General features: G+C 42.3%; 11 protein-coding genes. 9 read left to right on the top strand and 2 right to left on the bottom strand.

All coding sequences use genetic code 11. The features are described 5' to 3' along the window. Positions 1 to 80: 80 nt before the first annotated feature. Entirely contained in the window at positions 81 to 644 is a 564-nt protein-coding gene (locus OGI71_RS12345; protein ID WP_223578017.1) for an RNA polymerase sigma-70 factor, read from the bottom strand. 180 nt (positions 645 to 824) lie between these two features. Further along, complete coding sequence (locus OGI71_RS12340) at positions 825 to 3,554, bottom strand: DUF5695 domain-containing protein (RefSeq protein ID WP_282255768.1); 2,730 nt, start codon at positions 3,552 to 3,554, stop codon at positions 825 to 827. A 215-nt stretch (positions 3,555 to 3,769) separates the two neighbouring features. Here OGI71_RS12340 and OGI71_RS12335 point away from each other — a divergent pair, with 215 nt between their 5' ends. The 9 genes from OGI71_RS12335 (at position 3,770) to OGI71_RS12295 (ending at position 19,815) form a co-directional block, all read left to right on the top strand. Further along, positions 3,770 to 4,633 carry an AraC family transcriptional regulator gene (locus tag OGI71_RS12335; RefSeq protein WP_282255767.1) on the top strand — a complete coding sequence of 288 codons (864 nt, stop codon included), beginning with the start codon at positions 3,770 to 3,772 and terminating at the stop codon, positions 4,631 to 4,633. 114 nt (positions 4,634 to 4,747) lie between these two features. Next, entirely contained in the window at positions 4,748 to 5,650 is a 903-nt protein-coding gene (locus OGI71_RS12330) for a dihydrodipicolinate synthase family protein (RefSeq protein ID WP_282255766.1), read from the top strand. Positions 5,651 to 5,770: 120 nt separating this feature from the next. After that, positions 5,771 to 5,917, top strand: a complete 147-nt coding sequence (locus tag OGI71_RS12325; protein ID WP_282255765.1) for a hypothetical protein — start codon at positions 5,771 to 5,773, stop codon at positions 5,915 to 5,917. A 178-nt stretch (positions 5,918 to 6,095) separates the two neighbouring features. Further along, positions 6,096 to 7,871 carry a DUF885 family protein gene (locus OGI71_RS12320; protein WP_282255764.1) on the top strand — a complete coding sequence of 592 codons (1,776 nt, stop codon included), beginning with the start codon at positions 6,096 to 6,098 and terminating at the stop codon, positions 7,869 to 7,871. Positions 7,872 to 7,891: 20 nt separating this feature from the next. After that, a complete protein-coding gene (locus OGI71_RS12315; protein ID WP_282255763.1) occupies positions 7,892 to 9,313 on the top strand; it encodes an amino acid permease in 1,422 nt (473 codons plus the stop codon). A gap of 73 nt (positions 9,314 to 9,386) precedes the next feature. Continuing rightward, positions 9,387 to 11,630, top strand: coding sequence for a prolyl oligopeptidase family serine peptidase (locus OGI71_RS12310; protein ID WP_282255762.1), 2,244 nt, complete (start codon positions 9,387 to 9,389; stop codon positions 11,628 to 11,630). Between the two features lie 162 nt (positions 11,631 to 11,792). Further along, positions 11,793 to 14,852 (top strand): beta-L-arabinofuranosidase domain-containing protein, encoded by a 3,060-nt coding sequence (locus tag OGI71_RS12305; RefSeq protein WP_282255761.1) that lies wholly within the window; start codon positions 11,793 to 11,795, stop codon positions 14,850 to 14,852. Between the two features lie 192 nt (positions 14,853 to 15,044). Beyond that, complete coding sequence (locus OGI71_RS12300; protein WP_282255760.1) at positions 15,045 to 18,182, top strand: SusC/RagA family TonB-linked outer membrane protein; 3,138 nt, start codon at positions 15,045 to 15,047, stop codon at positions 18,180 to 18,182. 10 nt (positions 18,183 to 18,192) lie between these two features. Further along, on the top strand, positions 18,193 to 19,815 hold the full coding sequence (locus OGI71_RS12295; protein WP_282255759.1) for a RagB/SusD family nutrient uptake outer membrane protein: 1,623 nt from the start codon (positions 18,193 to 18,195) through the stop codon (positions 19,813 to 19,815). Positions 19,816 to 19,843: the final 28 nt, after the last annotated feature.

Here is a 19,843-nt window from a genome sequence, read left to right as displayed (position 1 = left end):
CCGATAGCCATAAGTAGGCTATCTAATTGTAATGACGGCCAAACAGGGAAAAGGGAGTATAAAAAAAATAAAAAAAATGATCAGAAAAAAAAGAAAGAACCAAATTTCGTGCGCAGTATCCGTAAGGCATTATGTACCTGCTTTTTAATTGTTTTCTCGGAAGTAGATAAGAGCGCACTGATTTCTTTATAACTATGGCCCTGCTCGCGATTGAGTTCAAAAACCTCCCTGGTACGGGGCGACAGTTTACTCTTTTCCCGTTCGATCATAGCTGCAAGTTCTTTTTCTAAGAGGAAGTCATCCGTGTAGCAGATGCCCTGCTCTACAAAGGATAAGGTATCTTCCCGATATTTTTCGACTACCTCCTGATGGCTAAAATAGTCGAGTATTTTATTGCGGATGGATTTGATCAGATACGGTTCGAGCGACTGGCTGATTTCAATGGATGCTCTTTTATTCCAGAGCACGAGGAAAATGTCCTGAACGATATCCTTGCTAAGTTCGCTGTCCTGGGTCATTCGATAAGCATGGCGAAACAGGAGTTCTTTATAACGATCGAACAATTCCTTGTAGGCTAACGCATCGTTGGCCTTTACAAGTTGGAAGAGTGTCTCTTCGTTTAAATTGTGGTAATCGTACTGCACCGGGTTGTTGAGTTGATACTAGTTTGTAGAGCTAATTTAGGACATTGTTTTCAAAAATAAAAAACGAAAGTTTTAAAGCCTATCATCCGATTTCGCGTTTACTTCATTTTTTCTTTGTTCATTGACCCAATTCGCTGATGGCCTCATCCGCCTATAGAGGGATGAGGCCATCAGCGAGTATCATTTTGTTTTTCTAAGTATCAGCATGCTGGTAGAAGAAGGAATTTCGTAACGATTGAGTTTGTCTTTTTTGATTCCTTCAATTTCATAGCCACTTTCCGGATTGACTGTAAGTAAAATATTTGGAACCATAGCCGATTGATTTGTATTAAAATTTAACACCACACTTTTATCCGTTTGATTGTATTTTAGTGTTTCGATTTCTCCGGCATCAGTGGTCAACCACAGATTTTCTTTTGCTAAGAAAATGCGGCCTTTGGAAGCTGTTTTTATGACCACTTCGATGTTATCTTTATCTTTTTTAAGATTACCGCTAAATGCCAGCCAGCCAAATTCTGGATGTTCTACGATATAAGTGCCTGAATTGACCGCATAGCCATAGAAGCCGGTCCCGTAATCGCCCGATATACCATCGTTAGCTAATGTAGCTGGGTAAGAATGGAATGCTGCGGGACCAAAGCCATCTGCGGTGACATTGGCCAATGCGCCCATCATACCAGCATGACCTACACGAAGGAGGTAGAAATCCTGGGGATGGTCACGGTATGCTGTTAATACTGGAATGGCATTGAGTGCCGATCCATAATGATGAAGTTGGCGTTCGATACGGGATAATTTCCCGCCATAGACAAAATCCCAGTAGCGACGGGCACTACCGTTGTACCCCCAATGCGGTAGGGTAGGCATATACGCTAGAATAGCATTTAAAGTAACCCGGGTTTTGTCGTCAAAACCAAAGTAACGTGACCATAAATAGACTTCTTCCTGACCTGTTGAATCCCAGGGCATTTCGCTGCCGAATGGGTAATCAAGGCTTTTCCAGTGTTCGGCACGTTGGCGCATCACAGTTTCCAGTTTATTGGCCGCCTCGGTCAGGCCCTCACGTCGCAGATCCTGGAGGATAAGCAAAAATATACTGCCCTCCATCTGTCCGAATTGGGCATAGTAAGGGGCTTTTTCGATCATAGCCATACTGGTTTGAAACGCACGGTCTAAATAGACATCCCAGCTTTCTTCCTGTACCAAATGGTGATAATTGCGGGCTAGCCTGTACATGACCCAATGTGCTGCTGCAACATGGGGATAGTTGTAGGAGCGTCCGATGTTGTCTGCTTCTTTTTTCGGCCATGCAGACCAGGTCTTCCAATTGATGTCTGCCTGATAAGTCCCTGCAGGCATGGAATCCGGTTCGTAGTAAAATAAGCTCTTGACCACCCCATATTTTTGATCTCCCTCCCTGTGCTGGATACGACCATACATCGTTTCGTTGACAAAACGTTTTAATTTGCTGATCTCAGCAGGATTGGGCTGTACCACCTGTTTCATGATAGCCGCCAGCCAACTTGCTGCTCCGGCTTCATCACTTAGGCCGGCATACCAGGCGCGCTGTTCTTGGGTAACGAGTTTTTTTTCTTCGTAATCGTAGGTGATAACAGATGGTGATCGGCCAAAAAGGTCTTTGTCATTCTCGTACCACTGTGTGGTTGTCAGGAATTTTCCAAGATCATTGACCACATCTTTTTCGGACTTAATGACTTTATACTGAATCGTTTGTTCGATGCCATCCTGATAGGTGATGGTCAGACGTGCACGTCCCCAGCGTTGACCTTTTATTTCATACTGATGCCATTTGTGTGGTGTGTCTTTCAGCTTGGAAACGGTTAAAGCACCTTCAGGATAAACAGTTATATTTTTTACCGCTTTATGGTGTTTGATAAATAATTTGGCCGGATTATCCAAAGGAACAACATAGCCGGGAGCTCCGATCGCTACAGGTCGGTCGTTTTTCAAAAGGGTGCTTTCAATTTCTTTGATATTCGGAGCTAAGACAAACTTGAGGGCAAATGTTTTGGATTCTTGCGGTTTTAAAATGGTCGATGTGGGGGCGTTCCATTGTTCAATTCCCTTCCACTCGGTTTCTGCAAGGGCTTTGCTATGGATCATCCACTCATGGAAGCCTTCGAAAGTAATACTTTTGGGAGTAGGATCAGTATTTAGGGGATTATATGCTTCAAATCCGGCATTGATATAGGGCATGACTAATAGGCTCGGTCCGTTCCCATGTAAATGGTTGACTTGCATATAACCTGCATCTTTACCGATATAGGGGTCGAAAAATACATTTTGTGCATGCGCTTGATTCAAATTTTTCCGATCCATATTATTATTGAAAGGGAGAGGTATACCTAAGGCTCCGATTTCAATAGCCTGATCGGTAGGATTTGTTATTTGAAATTTCAAGATCAGGTCTCCGTTTACATTTTCCCAGCTGCGCACCACTTTTAAAGGAATGTCACCCAATGTAGGGGTGATATCTGCAGCAGTCAATATAGTCTTGGAAGGATTGATTTCAACTACTTTCTTACGGTCTTTGGCCGAAGAATAATACGACCACGGTGTTTCTCCCTGACGTTTAAGACTGATGTTGATATCGCCGATATGAAAGAAATTGTTGCGGTCCCGCTTCGCCAACATTTCTACTGCTGTATAATCGAAAGCCGTATCGCCCTGGACCTGCTGGAATGCGGATAACGTTTGAGAGGCGTTGAGTATCTTGACTTTCAGTTGGCTAAGCGCAAAGCTTTTGGCGCCCTGGTCAATACCTAATGTTGCCGGCTGATTTTTTGTAGCCTTCCATACTGGATGCTCATCCTGCTGACAAAATGCGGGCTGTAAAGATTGGATATAGAGTAGACTCGCTAACAGGTAGCAACTTTTCGTTAAATTCATTTCGCGCGGTTAAGAGAGTTATTATTCCTATAGATATAAAGTGAACTGGTACAAATTTGACTTATAAAGTTCTTTTTTAATTACCAGATTTTAACCTAATGCAACACGTTATTGATATAATTAGCTGAAATAGTTGTTTTGTCGACAGCTAAAACATAAATTTAGTGTATAAATGACATTTATTATAAAACGTTCTATTTTAAACCATTCTAATTATGAAACCAATTCGATACCGAGTTCCTGTTCCCAAGGACAGGACTGTTTTTATTCAGGAGGATTTGTTGGATAAGTTTTATCCTTATATGCACTGTCATGAGGAGTATCAATTAATTTGGATTAAGGAGGGGGCCGGACAGCTATTGGTAGATGATAATGTACATTATTTTGAACGGGGTGATATTTTCCTATTAGGATCTAACCAAGCCCATGTATTTAAGAATGATTTTATGGGTGAGTATGTTCAGTCGGTATCTGTATTCTTTAATTTGAATGGATCGCTGTCTACCATTTTGAATATGCCCGAACTGAGTATGCTGTTGGAATTTATTGACAAAAACGGACGTGGCTTTAAGGTTCCCAAGATACATCTGGCACAAGTCAGCAGGAGGATAGAGGCGCTGAAAAACTCCGACAGCTTAGGTCAGCTTGTTAGTTTTTTTTATCTGTTGAAGTCTTTAAACCGACTTTCATGCAAACTTAAGCCACTTTCGGGTATTACTGCAGTGGATTTTGTCGCAGGGGGTTCTTTTCGGATTACGACCTTATGTGATTTTCTTGAAAAAAACTATAAGGAGAATATTGGTCTAAATGAGATTGCAGAAAAGGCTAATTTGACGCCACAGGCATTTTGTCGTTATTTCAAGAAAAGTACCGGTAAGACTTTTGTTTCTTATCTGAATGAACTGCGGGTACGGGAAGCATGCCGTCTATTGGGCGGGGCAGATTATGACTGTATTTCCTTCGTTGCTTATAATTCGGGCTTCAATAGTATTACCAATTTTAATCGCGTTTTTAGAAATATTTTGGGAATATCGCCAAAAATGTATGTCGCAAATTATAAGCATTTGTTATATGATTAGGAGGGGGAGGTTAATATCCAATAAGTAATTATTAAAAGTCGGTTAGCTTACTTCTTATATAGTTGCTTCCTTTGATAAAAGAAAATATTTAAACTAATTAAGTAAAAACCAACTATGGCTGAATTAAATTGGAAGGGTGTATACCCGGCAGTGCTGACTCCCTTTAAAGAGAATGGTGAGATTGACTTTGATATGTTTGCTAAGAATACAGAAGCACAGATTAAAGCAGGAGTGCATGGTATTATCATTGCAGGATCATTGGGTGATGCAGCAGTTTTGGATACAGATGAAAAATTTGAATTACTGACTTACGCAATCAAGGTTATTGCGGGTCGAGTACCGATTATATTAAACATTGCAGAAAATACAACTAAAAGTGCTGTTAATTTTGCTGTTAAAGCCAAAGAACTGGGTGCAGATGGTTTAATGTTATTGCCGCCAATGCGCTATAGAGCTGACGACCGTGAAGTGGTTGCTTATTTTAAAGCAGTAGCGAATGCGACAGACTTACCTATTTTGATTTACAACAATCCTGTGGATTATGCGGTGTTTGTATCAACTGCTATGTTTGATGAATTGAAAGATTGTCCAACTATTGCCGCGGTAAAAGAATCCACCCGGGATCTGACAAATATAACCCGGATGAAAAATAAATTTGGTGACCGGTTTAAAATACTAGGTGGTGTGGATACAATCTCTTTGGAGTCAATAGCAGTAGGTGCTGATGGATGGGTTTTTGGTTTGGTTGATGCTTTTCCAAATGAGACTGTTGCGATGTATAATTATGCCGTAAATGGTGATTACGATAAAGCTCTAAAGATCTATCGCTGGTTTATGCCGTTACTGGAATTGGATATTCACCCTAAGCTTATTCAATATATAAAGCTCGCTGCAACAGCTGAAGGAATAGGTACTCCGCATCTTCGTGCTCCTAGACTTCCATTAATTGGTGAAGAAGCGGAAAGAATCAATCAGGTTATTGCTGACGGTATTGCCAGTCGTCCTCAGTTAAATTAAGAGCTGCTGATTAAATAGAAATAAGATACTGTAGGCGAGTGGTGGACACTGTTCGCCTAAGGTAATTTTTATAAAGAAGGATTTCAGGTGATGTATTTACTATTAAAATAGAAAAAAAACGTGTCAATACATAATAAAGGAAAAGTGGCTGTTATAGGGGTGGATATCGTCGAATCTATCCCTAACTATTTCCCGGATCTACAGGTCGATTATCCGCAGCATATCTGGTTTGGTTACTGGCCTTGTTCATCGGATGGACTTCCTTAATTTGGGCAAGACTTCCAAATACAGTAATGTCAGCACTGCGGGTGCGTGGGGTATGATGGGTTTGAGCTGGGGCCTGCATATGGAAAAGCAATTACGGCCTTACTGTCCAACAAAGCCGCCGAAACGGATATCAAGGGTTTTCATCCGGATCGGTTTCAATAGACAAAAATAAATCGAAATGATGAAGAAAAACAACAATAACCCTAACATAAAGAAATTTATAGTCATTGGAGTGCTTTGTATGGCTTCTTCGCTAACAGATGCCCAAAATATGGATTTGTATCAACACACAACACCTATTGAGCCTTATATCATTCAATATCGTCATGATCTGCAGGCTGTCAATTATTTTTATGGTCCTATGCCCAAAGACTGGGGATTTCAGCAGTCCGCGGCCTCACCCGAGCAGATCAATAGACTGGTCAAGATCGATGATGACTATTTAGCTAAATTAAAAGGATTTGATTATAATAAGCTGAATACAAACGGCCAGGTTGATTATATTCTATTGAGCCAGAAAGTGCAACGGCATAAAGAAGAGCTTAAAGAAATATTCGCTTCTTACAACCGACTGAAGGCCTACTTACCCTTTGCCGAAAATATTTTTCAATTTGAACAGCAGCGTCGCAGAGGTGCCGCTGTCGTAGGAAAGGATGTGGCGATAATATTTGAAAAAACCACCGATCAGGTTTCTGAAGCGATCCAAAAGCTAGAAAATGTTGCAGCGATCGAATCTGCTGATGTCAATTTTCTAGTCAATATGGTGGAGTCATTGCGAACCCGTTTGGAGCGTGCGTTTGATTTCTATAATGGATATGATCCGATGTTTACCTGGTGGGTGCCCAAATCTTATGAAAGCTTAAACGAAAAATTAATTCAATATAAAAGCGCTTTGCAGGCCAAGAGCAACTGGAAAGTCTTTAATGATGGCAGTAATATTGGCGGACAGCCGATCGGAAAAACGGCACTCAACAAACAGTTGCGCGAAGAAATGATTGCCTACGATGCGGATGAACTCTTGCGTATCGCAGACCAGGAATGGGAATGGTGTGTGGCGGAGTTATTAAAAGCTTCCCGTGAGATGGGACTTGGAGACGATTGGAAAGCAGCGCAGGAAAAGGTTAAAAATACTTATGTGCCAGAAGGACAGCAGCCCGGTCTGATCAATGCGTTATATGATCGAGCCCAGACCTTTATCAAACAGCATGAGCTGATCGATATTCCTGAACTGGCGGATGAAACCTGGGGCATGATTATGATGACCCCTGAGCGGCAATTGGTGAATCCTTTTTTTACCGGAGGACGTGAGATCAGTATTTCATATCCAACCAATACCATGACCTATGACCAGAAAATGATGAGCATGCGTGGTAATAATCCATACTTTTCTTTGGGTACGGTGCAGCATGAACTCAATCCGGGGCATCATCTCCAGTATTTTATGAATAAAAGGTATAAGCCTTATCGTGAGGAGAATTTCAATACACCATTCTGGACCGAAGGATGGACCTTATATTGGGAATTACTGCTCTATAGAATGGGATTTGCCAAGACTCCGGAAGAACGTATCGGGATGTTATTTTGGCGAATGCATCGTTGTGCGCGGATTACTTTCAGCATTAAATTTCATTTGGGCGAATGGACACCACAACAATGTATAGATTACTTAGTCAACAAGGTAGGTCATGAGCCTGCAAATGCACATGGAGAAGTGAAGCGATCTTTTGAAGGTTCTTACGATCCTTTATATCAATTGGCTTATTTGATCGGTGGTTTACAGCTACTGAGTATCAGTGATGAATTGGTAGGATCGGGGAAAATGTCCTACACTGAATTTCATGACCGGGTCATTAAGGAAAATTACTTACCGATGGAGATGCTGAGGGCGATATTGACAAACCAAAAGCTTGAACCTAACCATCAAGCAAAATGGAAATTTTATAATTTTAAATAAGTGCAATCCAACCCTAAATTATGAGCAATCAGGAAAATAGTCAAGATTTCAAAAAGTCATTGGGTTTATTGGATGCAACGATGCTCGTTGCCGGAAGTATGATCGGTTCAGGGATCTTTATTGTATCCTCGGATATCGCCCGCAATACAGGTTCTGCCGGTTGGCTGATGGCGGTGTGGTTGATCTGCGGATTTATGACTTTAGCCGCCGCTTTGAGTTATGGCGAGCTCAGTGCCATGTTTCCGAAAGCTGGTGGTCAGTATGTTTATCTTAAAGAAGCCTATGGGCCGGTGGTCAGTTTCACGTTTGGATGGACTTTTTTTGCTGTGATCCAAACGGCTACGATTGCAGCTGTGGGGGTGGCTTTCGCTAAGTTTACAGCTTATTTATTTCCGGTACTGGATGAAGATGTTTATTTGCTGGTGATAGGAAACTATCATATTTCATCTGCTCAAGTGTTGGCTATCGCTGTTATTTTGCTGCTCACCTTTATTAATACCGGCGGTGTAAAGAACGGTAAAACAGTACAGACAGTACTGACATTGATCAAAATATTAAGTTTGGTACTGTTGGTCATTTTCGGTTTTGCGGCTTTCGATCTGGAGGTCTGGAATCAAAACTGGTCTTCAGGGCGTATGTGGAATCTACAGCGATTAAATGTGGATGGATCGACATCAAATTACGCTACTTTTGGTGCATTTGGAGCCATATCTGCGGCATTGGTAGGGGCATTGTTCAGCAGCGATTCCTGGCATTCATCTTCCGCTGTAGCAGGTGAAATCAAGAACCCGCAACGTAACATTGGGTTGAGTTTAGCTTTAGGTACCCTGATTGTAACCGTGATCTATATTTTGACCAATCTGATGTATACCGGTGTATTGACGATTGAGCAAATGGCCAGTGCGCCTAAAGATCGCGTGGCTATGCTCGTGGCGCAAGAAATCTTCGGTCCCGTTGGAATCGCCATCTTGGCGATCATGATTATGGTCAGCACTTTTGGCTGTAATAACGGACTGATTCTGGCTGGTGCAAGGATCTATTATTCCATGGCTAAGGATGGCTTGTTTTTTAAGAGGACAGCGACCCTAAATAAGAATGCTGTACCGGCTTACGCGTTATGGTTACAGGCGGTGATAGCTTCAATATGGTGTTTAACAGGTAAGTATGGCGATTTATTGGATATGATAACCTGTGTGGTTGTCATGTTTTATGTGTTGTGCATCATCGGAATTTTTTGGTTGAGATATAAGCGCCCCGCTGTACCGCGGCCGTATAAAGCATTTGGCTATCCTTTTATACCGGCCGTCTATATTTTGATGGGGATCTCGTTTATTATTTTGTTGGTTATCTATAAACCGCAATTTACCTGGCCGGGCATTATCATCACGCTTTTGGGGATTCCATTATATTATTTTGTGAAACAGAAAGAAGTAAAGACATAAACTTACTTATTTTTAATCCTGCCTGGACGCAAGGGGAGGCAGATCAACATATAGGATTTAAAAAATAACAGATATGAAGTTAACATTAACGGCTGTTTTAGTGCTGCTATTACAGCTTACGACAATGGCACAGGGGACATTGGCGGATTATAAACGGGCCAAAGAGATCAGAAGCTCATTCGGCAAGGTCTATCAAGTGCCGCAACAGATTATTTGGTCTGAAAAAGGAGATAGTTTTTGCTATTGGGTGAATCAGAAAAACGGTACGAGAAGCTTGTATCTGGTGGATGCGCTTAACAGAAAAAAAAGTGCTACCGATGTTGCTGTGATTGAAAAACAGCTATCCGCTCAGCTGAGTAAAGAAGTGAAATTAAGCGTTTTGTGGGGAAGGGATCTGAAAGTGTTGACGGCAAACGAGGTGGAGTTTACGGAAGAGAAAGTAGTGTGGAAGTGGAATGCGACGGAAAATAAGCTGAGCAAAACGCGAGATATCGCAATGACAGGTGCTGACCGTAGATCAGGTGGCTACTGGGGAGCACGCTGGGATGATAGTAAAGGTGAATCTGTAGATTCGCCCGATAAGTTATATACTGCTTATATTAAAAATAGTAATGTATATAGCAGTAAAAAAGGGGATGCGAAAAGTGAGCGGCAGTTGACTTTTGATGGCAGTCCCGGGGAATATTATAGCGCCCGTATCCTATGGTCCAATGATTCAAAAAAATTGGCTGCTTCAAAAGTGAGGAAGGCTGAAATCAGACAATTGACTTTATTGGAGTCTTCGCCGACAGATCAATTGCAACCTAAATTACAGACCAGAGACTATAATAAACCTGGAGATGCTTTGTCACAATATTATCCAACGATTATTGATGTCATCGGGGGGCGGGTGATAACGGTAGATCCTGCTCAGGTAGCGAATCAGTTTTCATTGTCTGCACTGGTATGGAAGGCGGATAATAGTGGAATCACATTTGAATATAACCAGCGTGGCCATCAACGGTACGATGTGATGGAATTGAGTGCTGTGGACGGAAAAACGAAAACCATTATTTCAGAACGCAGTGCTACATTTATTGATTATAGCGGAAAGAAATACCGCAATGATCTCAAAAAAACAGCGGACATCATTTGGGCTTCGGAACGTGATGGATGGAATCATCTGTATCTATTTGATGCTAAAACGGGGACATTGAAACAGCAGATTACCAAAGGAAATTGGGTGGTGCGTAAAGTTGTCAACGTGGATGAGGATAACAAAAAGATTATTTTCGAGGCAAGTGGCATGAATAAGGATGAGGATCCGTATCTAATCCATTATTATGCAATTGGTTTTGATGGCAAGGGCTTGAAAGAACTTACTCCGGAACCAGCCAATCATCAGGCAACATTTAATCCTGATCATTCTTTATTTGTCGATCTATACTCTCGCGTTGACGAGGCTCCGCAGACCGTATTACGTCGGGTAGCTGACGGACAGGTCGTCATGAATCTGGAACAAGCAGATATTTCGGATTTGGAGGCTACGGCATGGCGCAAACCTGAAGTGTTTAAGTCGCTTGCTAGAGATGGTAAAACAGAGATCTGGGGTATTATTGTCCGTCCACGAAATTTTGATCCGAATAAAAAATATCCTGTAATCGAATATATCTATGCAGGCCCACATAGCGCCTTTGTTCCGAAATCATTTTCAGCTAATCCTTCGGGACTCGCCGAGCTTGCTGAACTGGGGTTTATCGTGGTGCAGATTGACGGAATGGGAACATCTAATCGCTCGAAAGCATTTCAAGATGTGGCCTGGAAAAATCTAAAAGATGCAGGTTTTCCCGATCGCATTGCCTGGATGAAGGCTGCCGCGCTTAAATATCCATCTATGGACATCGAAAAAGTCGGTATTTATGGTACTTCTGCCGGAGGACAGTCTTCTGCTGGCGCTCTTTTGTTTCACCCTGAATTTTATAAGGTAGGGGTTTCATCTTGTGGCTGTCACGATAACCGTATGGATAAAATATGGTGGAATGAACAATGGATGGGCTGGCCAATAGGACCTGAATATGCCGCTTGTTCTAATATCGAAAATGCGTATAGATTAGAAGGGAAGTTGCTATTGATCGTGGGTGAATTGGATGATAATGTGGATCCTGCCTCGACTTACCAGTTTGTCAATCAGTTGATCAAACATGGTAAAGATCATGATTTCATTATGGTTCCGGGAATGGGACATGCTTCTGGTGGTGATTTTGGAGAAAAGAAACGTCGCGATTATTTCGTGAAACACTTGCTCGGGGTAGAGCCCCCGGCTTGGAATACTTATTAACGAAGGTATAAAGATGAGCAAGAGTTCTCAAACGGAAGCAAGAACATCGTACAGTCATGCCGATCGTCTAGGAAGATATAAACTGTTCAAATCTTCTTGCTTGCCGTTTAAGCTAAAATAGAATTTAAACCGAGCTTGCGAGCTCACAGTAATGATACATCAATGAAAAGTTATAAAGTTTTTTTACGTTTTATCCTCATTGTCACGATACTATCTAAAGGGGGCAGCACAGTGCAGGCGCAAAGTGGTGATCAGATATTGGATGGAATCGGAGAAACGGGAATGATCGCACGATATGTATTTGATGGAAATCTGAAAGATTGGTCTCGGAATAATTTGCATGCTATAGCTGGTCGGGATGTTTCATTTATCAATGACAAGCGGTTTGGAAAAGTGCTGTCACTATCGGGTGAGAAAAATGATTTTATCCAAATCCCTGCTGACGCACTAACCGATATGGAGTCGTTGAGTATTTCGGGCTGGGTGTATCTTCGTTCGGAAAAAAAAGATCAAGTTTTTTTTGACTTTGGAAAGGATGTGCATAAACATTTCTTTGCCGCTCCTTTTGGAACAAACCTTCAAGATGGTTTTCAAAGTTTAATTACTGCAGGCAAAAATAATCAAAAAGGTGCTGTTTCTCCAGCATTACTGTTGAATAAGTGGGTTTACTTGACCATTGTGGTGGATATTCCAGCTAAGAAGATGATGACTTATGTGGATGCTGTGCCTGTTGGTGAATCGCAGCAGATCCCGCGTGAGTTGACCGAAGTGTTTGGATCATCCGGCGATAAGAATAAGTTGTATATTGGAAAATCACTGCTGGCAGGATCGCCGACATTGGATGGTATGTTGCATGATTTTCGGATCTATCGTGTTCCGTTAAGTAAAAATCAGCTTACTGGAATTTATACCAATTCGCAACGTGGAGTAAGTAATCGCTCCGTAAATGTGACCAAAGTGGAGGATAACTTACCTGAGTTTCCATTGACCCAAACGCAACTCTATAATGCTTACTTAGTTGCTGTGCCAGATGTGCAGGTGGAAACAGCATTGGGAGATTTACCACGTTTACCAAGTTATGTAAAGGGAATATATAAAGAGGAGATGGTTGGCCCTAAAGTCAGGGTATTGTGGCCTTCGCCAAACGACAACAGTACGGTCTTGGAAGCTGGCCGATATACGATTACAGGACGAGTTCCCGGAACAAATTTACAGCCTAAAGCGATCGTAACTGTTAAGGGGGGCAATAAGACTACTGCACCACGTTTGAAATTAGCAGCTTTTGATCTTAGTCAGGTTTCCTTGCAAGCTGATGCGCAAAATCAAGAAACAAAATTTATTGAAAATCGGAATAAATTTATCAAGACCTTGGCGGCCACTGATCCCAATTCTTTTCTCTATATGTTTCGTGATGCATTTGGTAAACCGCAGCCTGAAGGGGCTAAACCTTTAGGGGTATGGGATAGTCAGGACACCAAACTTAGAGGACATGCAACAGGTCACTATTTGACGGCTATCGCACAGGCTTATGCAAGTACGGGATATGATAAAACTTTGCAGGCAAATTTCGCAGAGAAAATGACCTATATGGTCAATACGCTTTACGAACTGGCACAATTGTCGGGTAAACCGCAGCAAGCAGGAGCTGTGGCAGTGGCGGATCCGACAGCTGTACCTTATGGTCCGGGCAGATCAACCTATGACTCGGATCTGAGCCACGAAGGTATCCGTACGGATTATTGGAATTGGGGTTTAGGCTATATCAGCGCGTATCCGCCCGATCAATTTATAATGTTGGAAAAGGGTGCGAAATACGGGGGGCAGAAAACGCAAGTCTGGGCTCCTTACTATACCTTGCATAAAATTTTGGCCGGATTAATTGATATCTATGAAGTAAGTGGCAATGAAAAGGCCCTTCAAGTGGCAACAGGAATGGCAGACTGGGTGCATGCGCGTCTTAGTCAATTGCCTAAAGATACGCTGATAAAAGTATGGAATACATACATAGCTGGCGAATTTGGAGGAATGAATGAGACAATGGCACATCTGTACCGCATCACCCATAAGGACCATTATTTGAAGACAGCGCAATTGTTTGATAATATCGATATGTTCTTTGGCAATGCGCAGCATACACATGGATTGGCGAAAAATGTCGATACTTTTCGTGGGTTGCATGCCAATCAGCATATTCCACAAATTGTGGGTAGTATCGAGCTATATCAGGTGTCCAATCTTCCGGAATACTATCGGGTAGCAGACAATTTTTGGTACAAAGCTGTCAATGATTACATGTACAGCATAGGTGGCGTTGCCGGTGCGCGCAATCCGGCCAATGCAGAGGTGTTTACCGCAGAACCAGCCACCTTATATGAAAATGGTTTTTCCGAAGGTGGACAGAATGAAACCTGTGCGACCTATAATATGCTTAAATTAACGAGCAACTTGTTTCTTTTTGATCAACGCGCCGAATATATGGATTACTACGAACGCGGATTGTATAACCATATTTTGGCTTCTGTTGCCGAAAATACCCCGGCCAATACGTACCATGTACCGTTAAGGCCCGGTGCGATCAAGCAATTTGGTAATCCCAATATGACGGGCTTTACCTGTTGTAATGGTACCGCAATTGAAAGTAGTACCAAATTGCAAAATAGTATTTATTTTAAAAGCAAGGATGATCAGGCTTTATATGTCAATCTATTTATTCCTTCTACTTTGGAATGGACTGAACGTCAAGTGACCGTAGTGCAGAAAACGAGCTTTCCAAAACAAGACGAGACTGAGCTGACCATAAAAGGGAACGGCAAATTTGATCTTCATGTCCGTGTACCGAGTTGGGCAACCAAAGGATTTTATGTAACGATCAACGGTAAAGATCAAAAAGTAAAGGCAGAGCCGGGTACTTATTTGAAATTGAGCCGCAACTGGAAGAATGGCGATCGCATTACGCTGAAAATGCCTTTCCAATTTCATTTAGATCCGGTCATGGATCAACAGAATATTGCCAGCTTATTTTATGGTCCGATCTTGTTAGCGGCTCAAGAATCCGAGGCGAGAAAAGATTGGCGTAAAGTGACGCTGGATGCGAAAGATATCAGCAAGTCTATTACCGGCGACCCACAACGTTTAGCGTTCAAGATCGATGGGGTTGATTTTAAACCATTCTATGATACCTATGGACGACACTCGGTTTATCTGGATGTCACATTGAAATAATTGCAATATATACTAAAAATTTTGAGGGGTACTTTGCTTGGCGAAGTGCCCCTTTATTATTTCTTTCCCATGCTAGATTTTTGGTCACAATCGAAGTGTGATTGGTTAAATTCGGATTGAAATCAGACCTGCTTCTACTTTATCTTCGAATATCTATTAACAACTAATATCAATTAACCAAATTAATTAATTATGAAAAACGCAGGTCTTTTATTGGTCCTCGTGGTTTTCCTTTCGTTTGATTTATTTGCGCAACAGGTAACAGGCGTGGTTCGGGATGTTTCGGGAAGTGCAATGGTAGGAGCTACGCTGAGAAATTTGTCCACGCAGATCAGTGCACAAACCAATAGCAAAGGAGGGTTTACGATGGTAGCAAAGCCAGGAGATGTTATCGAGGCAAGCTTGATTGGATATGAATCAAAGCGCCTAAAAGTCGGTTCGGAATCGCCACTCAATTTTGAATTGAACACGACATTTTCCACCTTAGATGAAACCGTTGTCATCGGTTATCAGAAAGTCTCCAGAAAGAAAGCTACCGCGGCGATTTCTAGTATTTCAGGAAAAGAATTGGCGAACCTTCCAGCGGCAAGTTTTGACCAACTCCTTCAGGGGCGTTTATCGGGGGTAAATGTCCAGAACTTTACTGGCGAACCCGGCGCATCTCCCACGGTTCAAGTACGTGGAAATACAAGCTTAAATCGGGAGTACGATGAATTTAGTGTCGGAAATGCACCCTTGTATGTCGTTGATGGTGTTCCGCAACCACCACAACAGTACACTTCTCCGGTAACGGGAACGGGTACAAATTTTATCGCTGGAATAAATCCACAGGACATCGAAAGTATCGATGTGTTGAAAGATGCTTCGGCTGCTGCAATCTATGGATCAAGAGCTTCCAGTGGTGTGATCCTGATCACGACCAAAAAAGGTATCAGCCGGGAGCCACAGGTGATGGTTTCGGCCTATACGGGATTGACACAACGCCCCGAGTTGCGGGATGTGGCATTGGGAGCGGAAGAGAGAAGGCAAAAAATGCGCATCTTGGAAGAATTACAGCAATATCGTCCCGATATCGATAATAGAAATATATCTTTTTTGCTTACGGATAGTTTAAACCCGGCTTTTAATGGATCAACCGATTGGCAGGACATGTACTACCGGAAAGGAATGGTGAACAATGCCGATCTGAGCTTGAGTGGCGGCGGCCCGGGCGGATCTAATTATCGTTTCAGTGCCGGATTATATGATGAGAAGGGAATTGTCAAAGCGACAGGTTTTAAGCGCTATTCAACACGGTTGAATTTAATGTCCAAAGCACTGCATGAACGCTTGATGATCAATCCGATTGTTGCTTATTCGCGAACAGAACGTACCCGGGCTGGCGGTGGCGGAGTGGGTGTGACGGCTCGATACACGCCGGCATCTTATTTTAACCTGAGCGAGACGCGAAAAAATTATCTCCTCGGAATGTATAACGATGATTCGGATGTAAATACGGGCAATCAATTTACATTCAACCTGAATCTTGGGTATGATTTTTCAAAAGCACTGAAATTTACGTCCCAAACTTCTTATATCTATTCAAACAGTAGACGTGATGTCAGCACACCTTCGTCAGTGGCTAATTTTACCGGCAACAGACAGGATGTCTTTTCCGATAACCAAGTCAACGTGTTGTCTTCTAATTATTTTAGTTATAATAAAGAAGTTAATAAACATAACCTGAGCATGATCTTGGGAAGTGATCTGGAATATAATCAATACCGGTCAGTAGGGGCTGGTGCTTCGAATGGTGCTTCGGACCAAATTAAAGTCATACAAGGATTTCAGCAACGTTATCTAACGGCTTTTTCGGATTATCAGGCTTACAGCATGGCTTCTTTTTATTCGCGGCTCGCATATGACTATGATTCGCGGTATTTACTATCAGCCAGTATACGTGGCGATGGATCATCTCGTTTTGGGAAGGGCAATAAGTGGGGGTATTTTCCTTCCGCATCGGCTGCATGGCTCATTTCGGAAGAATCTTTTATGAAAGACGGGCAGTCCCCGTTTTCCATGTTAAAACTCCGTGCCAGTTTGGGCACAACAGGTGGATTGCCAGGAAATAATTATCTACAGTATAATCTTTACAGGGTCAATGCTGGAAATTTTTGGGGAAATGACAATGCAACTTCCTATAATGGTGTTACCGCCATCACACCTAATCTGGTGGATGGGGTGGCGCAGCCTAATATCAGCTGGGAACGCTCTACGCAATGGAATATTGGTCTGGACGGAGAGATTGCCAACGGTCGTTTTTCTTTTGCACTGGACGTTTTTAATAAGGAAAATAAACAATCTTTATTTGACGTGGCCCTCCCTGTTACAACCGGATATGACCGCGCATTGACCAATTCGGTGGGCGTACGTAATTATGGTGCGGAGGTAGTTTTGATGGCCAATCCGCTTCCAAGGACCAGCCCTGTTCAGTGGTTCAGTCGCCTGAATGTTTCCTATGTGCGGAATAAAATTATGAATCTTCCTAATTCGGGCCGGGATCTGGTGGTCGCCGGTTCCCGTTTTGATAAAGCCCATATTCTATCGGTGGGTAGCCCGATCAATACCTTCTACTTGTACCAAACTTTAGGAATCTACTCAACACTGAACGATATTCCGATCAATCCTCTGACAGGTGACCGTTTTAATGCTGGTGGAAGCCCCTATGCGCCGGGTGATATGTGGATCAGAGATGTGGATGGAGACTACATGATCGATCCGTTCAATGATGGCATCAACCCTGACAAACTTCCGCTGGGTGATCCAAACCCTAAATTCACGGGTGGTTGGACAAATAATGTGACCTGGAAGAATTTTAATGTTGGGGTACTTTTCACCTTTTTGTTCGACAGGGATGTGCTCAATCTGTATCAATCGGACCTATTTGAGAATGGTGCAGCAACCAATTCAACCAGTGGTTTTGCGCAGTATGCGACACCAGATTTTAGTAAGATCAATATCTGGCGACAGCCGGGTGATCGCGCAGATTATCCGGCTTACCCTTTAGGGTCTTGGCGTTATTATACTGTTGCTGGTCAAACATTTTTCATGGATAAAGGCGACTATTTCAGAGTGAAAAGTGTGAGTCTTTCGTACAGTCTGCCTAATCGTTTAGTATCGGGATGGGGAATGAAAAGTATTCGGATGTATGGTATCGTCGATAATCTACTGATGTTCCAGCGTTCGAAAAGATTGCCGGATGCCGAGGCTGTAAATTATTATGGCGAATATGAAGGTAATGGTTATCCTATCCCGCGGAAGTTCACCTTTGGTGTAGAGTTACAATTTTAATTAGAGAGTCATGAAAACATTATTTATAATCAATTATTGGAAATGGGTTCTTCTTGTCGCTATCGGCTTGAGCACGATGTCATGCAACAAATTTTTGGAAGAAGAGCCTCGAAATTCCACCTATAAAGAGGTGTATTGGAAAGATCCAAAAGCAGGAGAAACTGCTATAGCGGGTAATTATGCGCTGTTGAGAAATGCCTTGATGGATGGTTTTTATGGCGTTGGAAATCGGTATTATATCTACGGGGACATGACGCCGGATATTTATATCGGTATCAATCGGGATAGCTACAGTCACCCGGAAATTGGAAAAGGAAATTGGACCAGCAATTATTTTGCACAGTCTTATGGCAATTGGACCGTATTTTATAAAACAATAGCCATGTCAAATATCATTCTCAAAGAAATGCCTTTGGTATCGAATGATATCTTGATTTTAGAACAGGCAGATCCGGAGGCTTTCCGAAAAAAAATTATGGGACAAGCTTATTTTATTCGGGCTTTTTCTTATTTCATGTTGACCAAAATTTGGGGTGATGTGCCCCTTGTTACAGCGGCATATGACGATCCGATCAGTGCACCTCATCTGGGGCGTAGCTCCCGCATTGAGGTCATGAAACAGATCGAGGAGGATTGCCGTCATGCAATAGACTTATTGAGTTGGGGCTATAAAACAGCGGCAGAACGCGCTGTTACAGCAAATAGAGGTTCGGCTTATGCGCTAATGGCACACCTGTATCTTTGGCGGGCGACAACAACAGATCTAGCATCAAATACACCGATAATGGATGATGTAACGCGTGCTGATACGACCATCAATACCTTGCTCGCGCAAGGTGGGTATACACTTGCAGATACCGCCAAATATGCGGATATTTTTAAAGGAAGATCGAGTGAGGGTATTTTTGAACTAAATGTCAGTGAAAATACCTTAGAAGGATCGAGCGCACATATTGGGATGAAATTTTTGAATAATAACTATATTCCGACCTATGCTGCAACAGCCGATTTTTTTACCAAACCGGCTTATTTAAGCAGTCATTTTTACAAGATCGAAGAGAAAGAGGATTGGGTCTGGCATGAAGATATCAGGCAATGGGTCTGGGAAACTGTACAAACCCGAGGTCTTGATACGTTGGATGTACGCTTCAAAAATAATTTTGTCAATTATACGACGGATAAACCGGTATGTATTAAATATAGCAATATTGTCTTTCGGAACCCGGGACAGCAACTTGAACCTTATAATAGTAATAATTTGATTTTGTTTAGATTGAGCGATATCAAATTGCTGCAGGCGGAAATAGCCCTCTACCAAAATAATCCCAATCGTGCAATTACCATCATCAATGCATCAAGAACACGCTATGGCGCTGATCCTTCGAGTCTGTTAAAACCGGGGCTGGCCAAAACGGAAGTGATGAAAGAATATATGATCGAACGCGGAAAAGAACTGTATCTGGAAGGTCATCTATTTTTCGATATGATTCGCACGCGGGCCTACTCGGATCATATCACTTGGCTGAGCGAGGCCAGGTTTAAACAAGGTGGTTTTTTCTGGCCAGTAGATCCTCGTTTATTTAGCGAGAATAGACTTTTGGTTCAGACCGAATACTGGCGTGGAAAGATTTAATGACATCATTAGCAACTTAAAATCTTTA

This window comes from Sphingobacterium sp. ML3W (assembly GCF_029542085.1).
Classification (GTDB): Bacteria; Bacteroidota; Bacteroidia; order Sphingobacteriales; family Sphingobacteriaceae; genus Sphingobacterium.
This window is presented reverse-complemented; position numbering and strand designations above follow the sequence as displayed.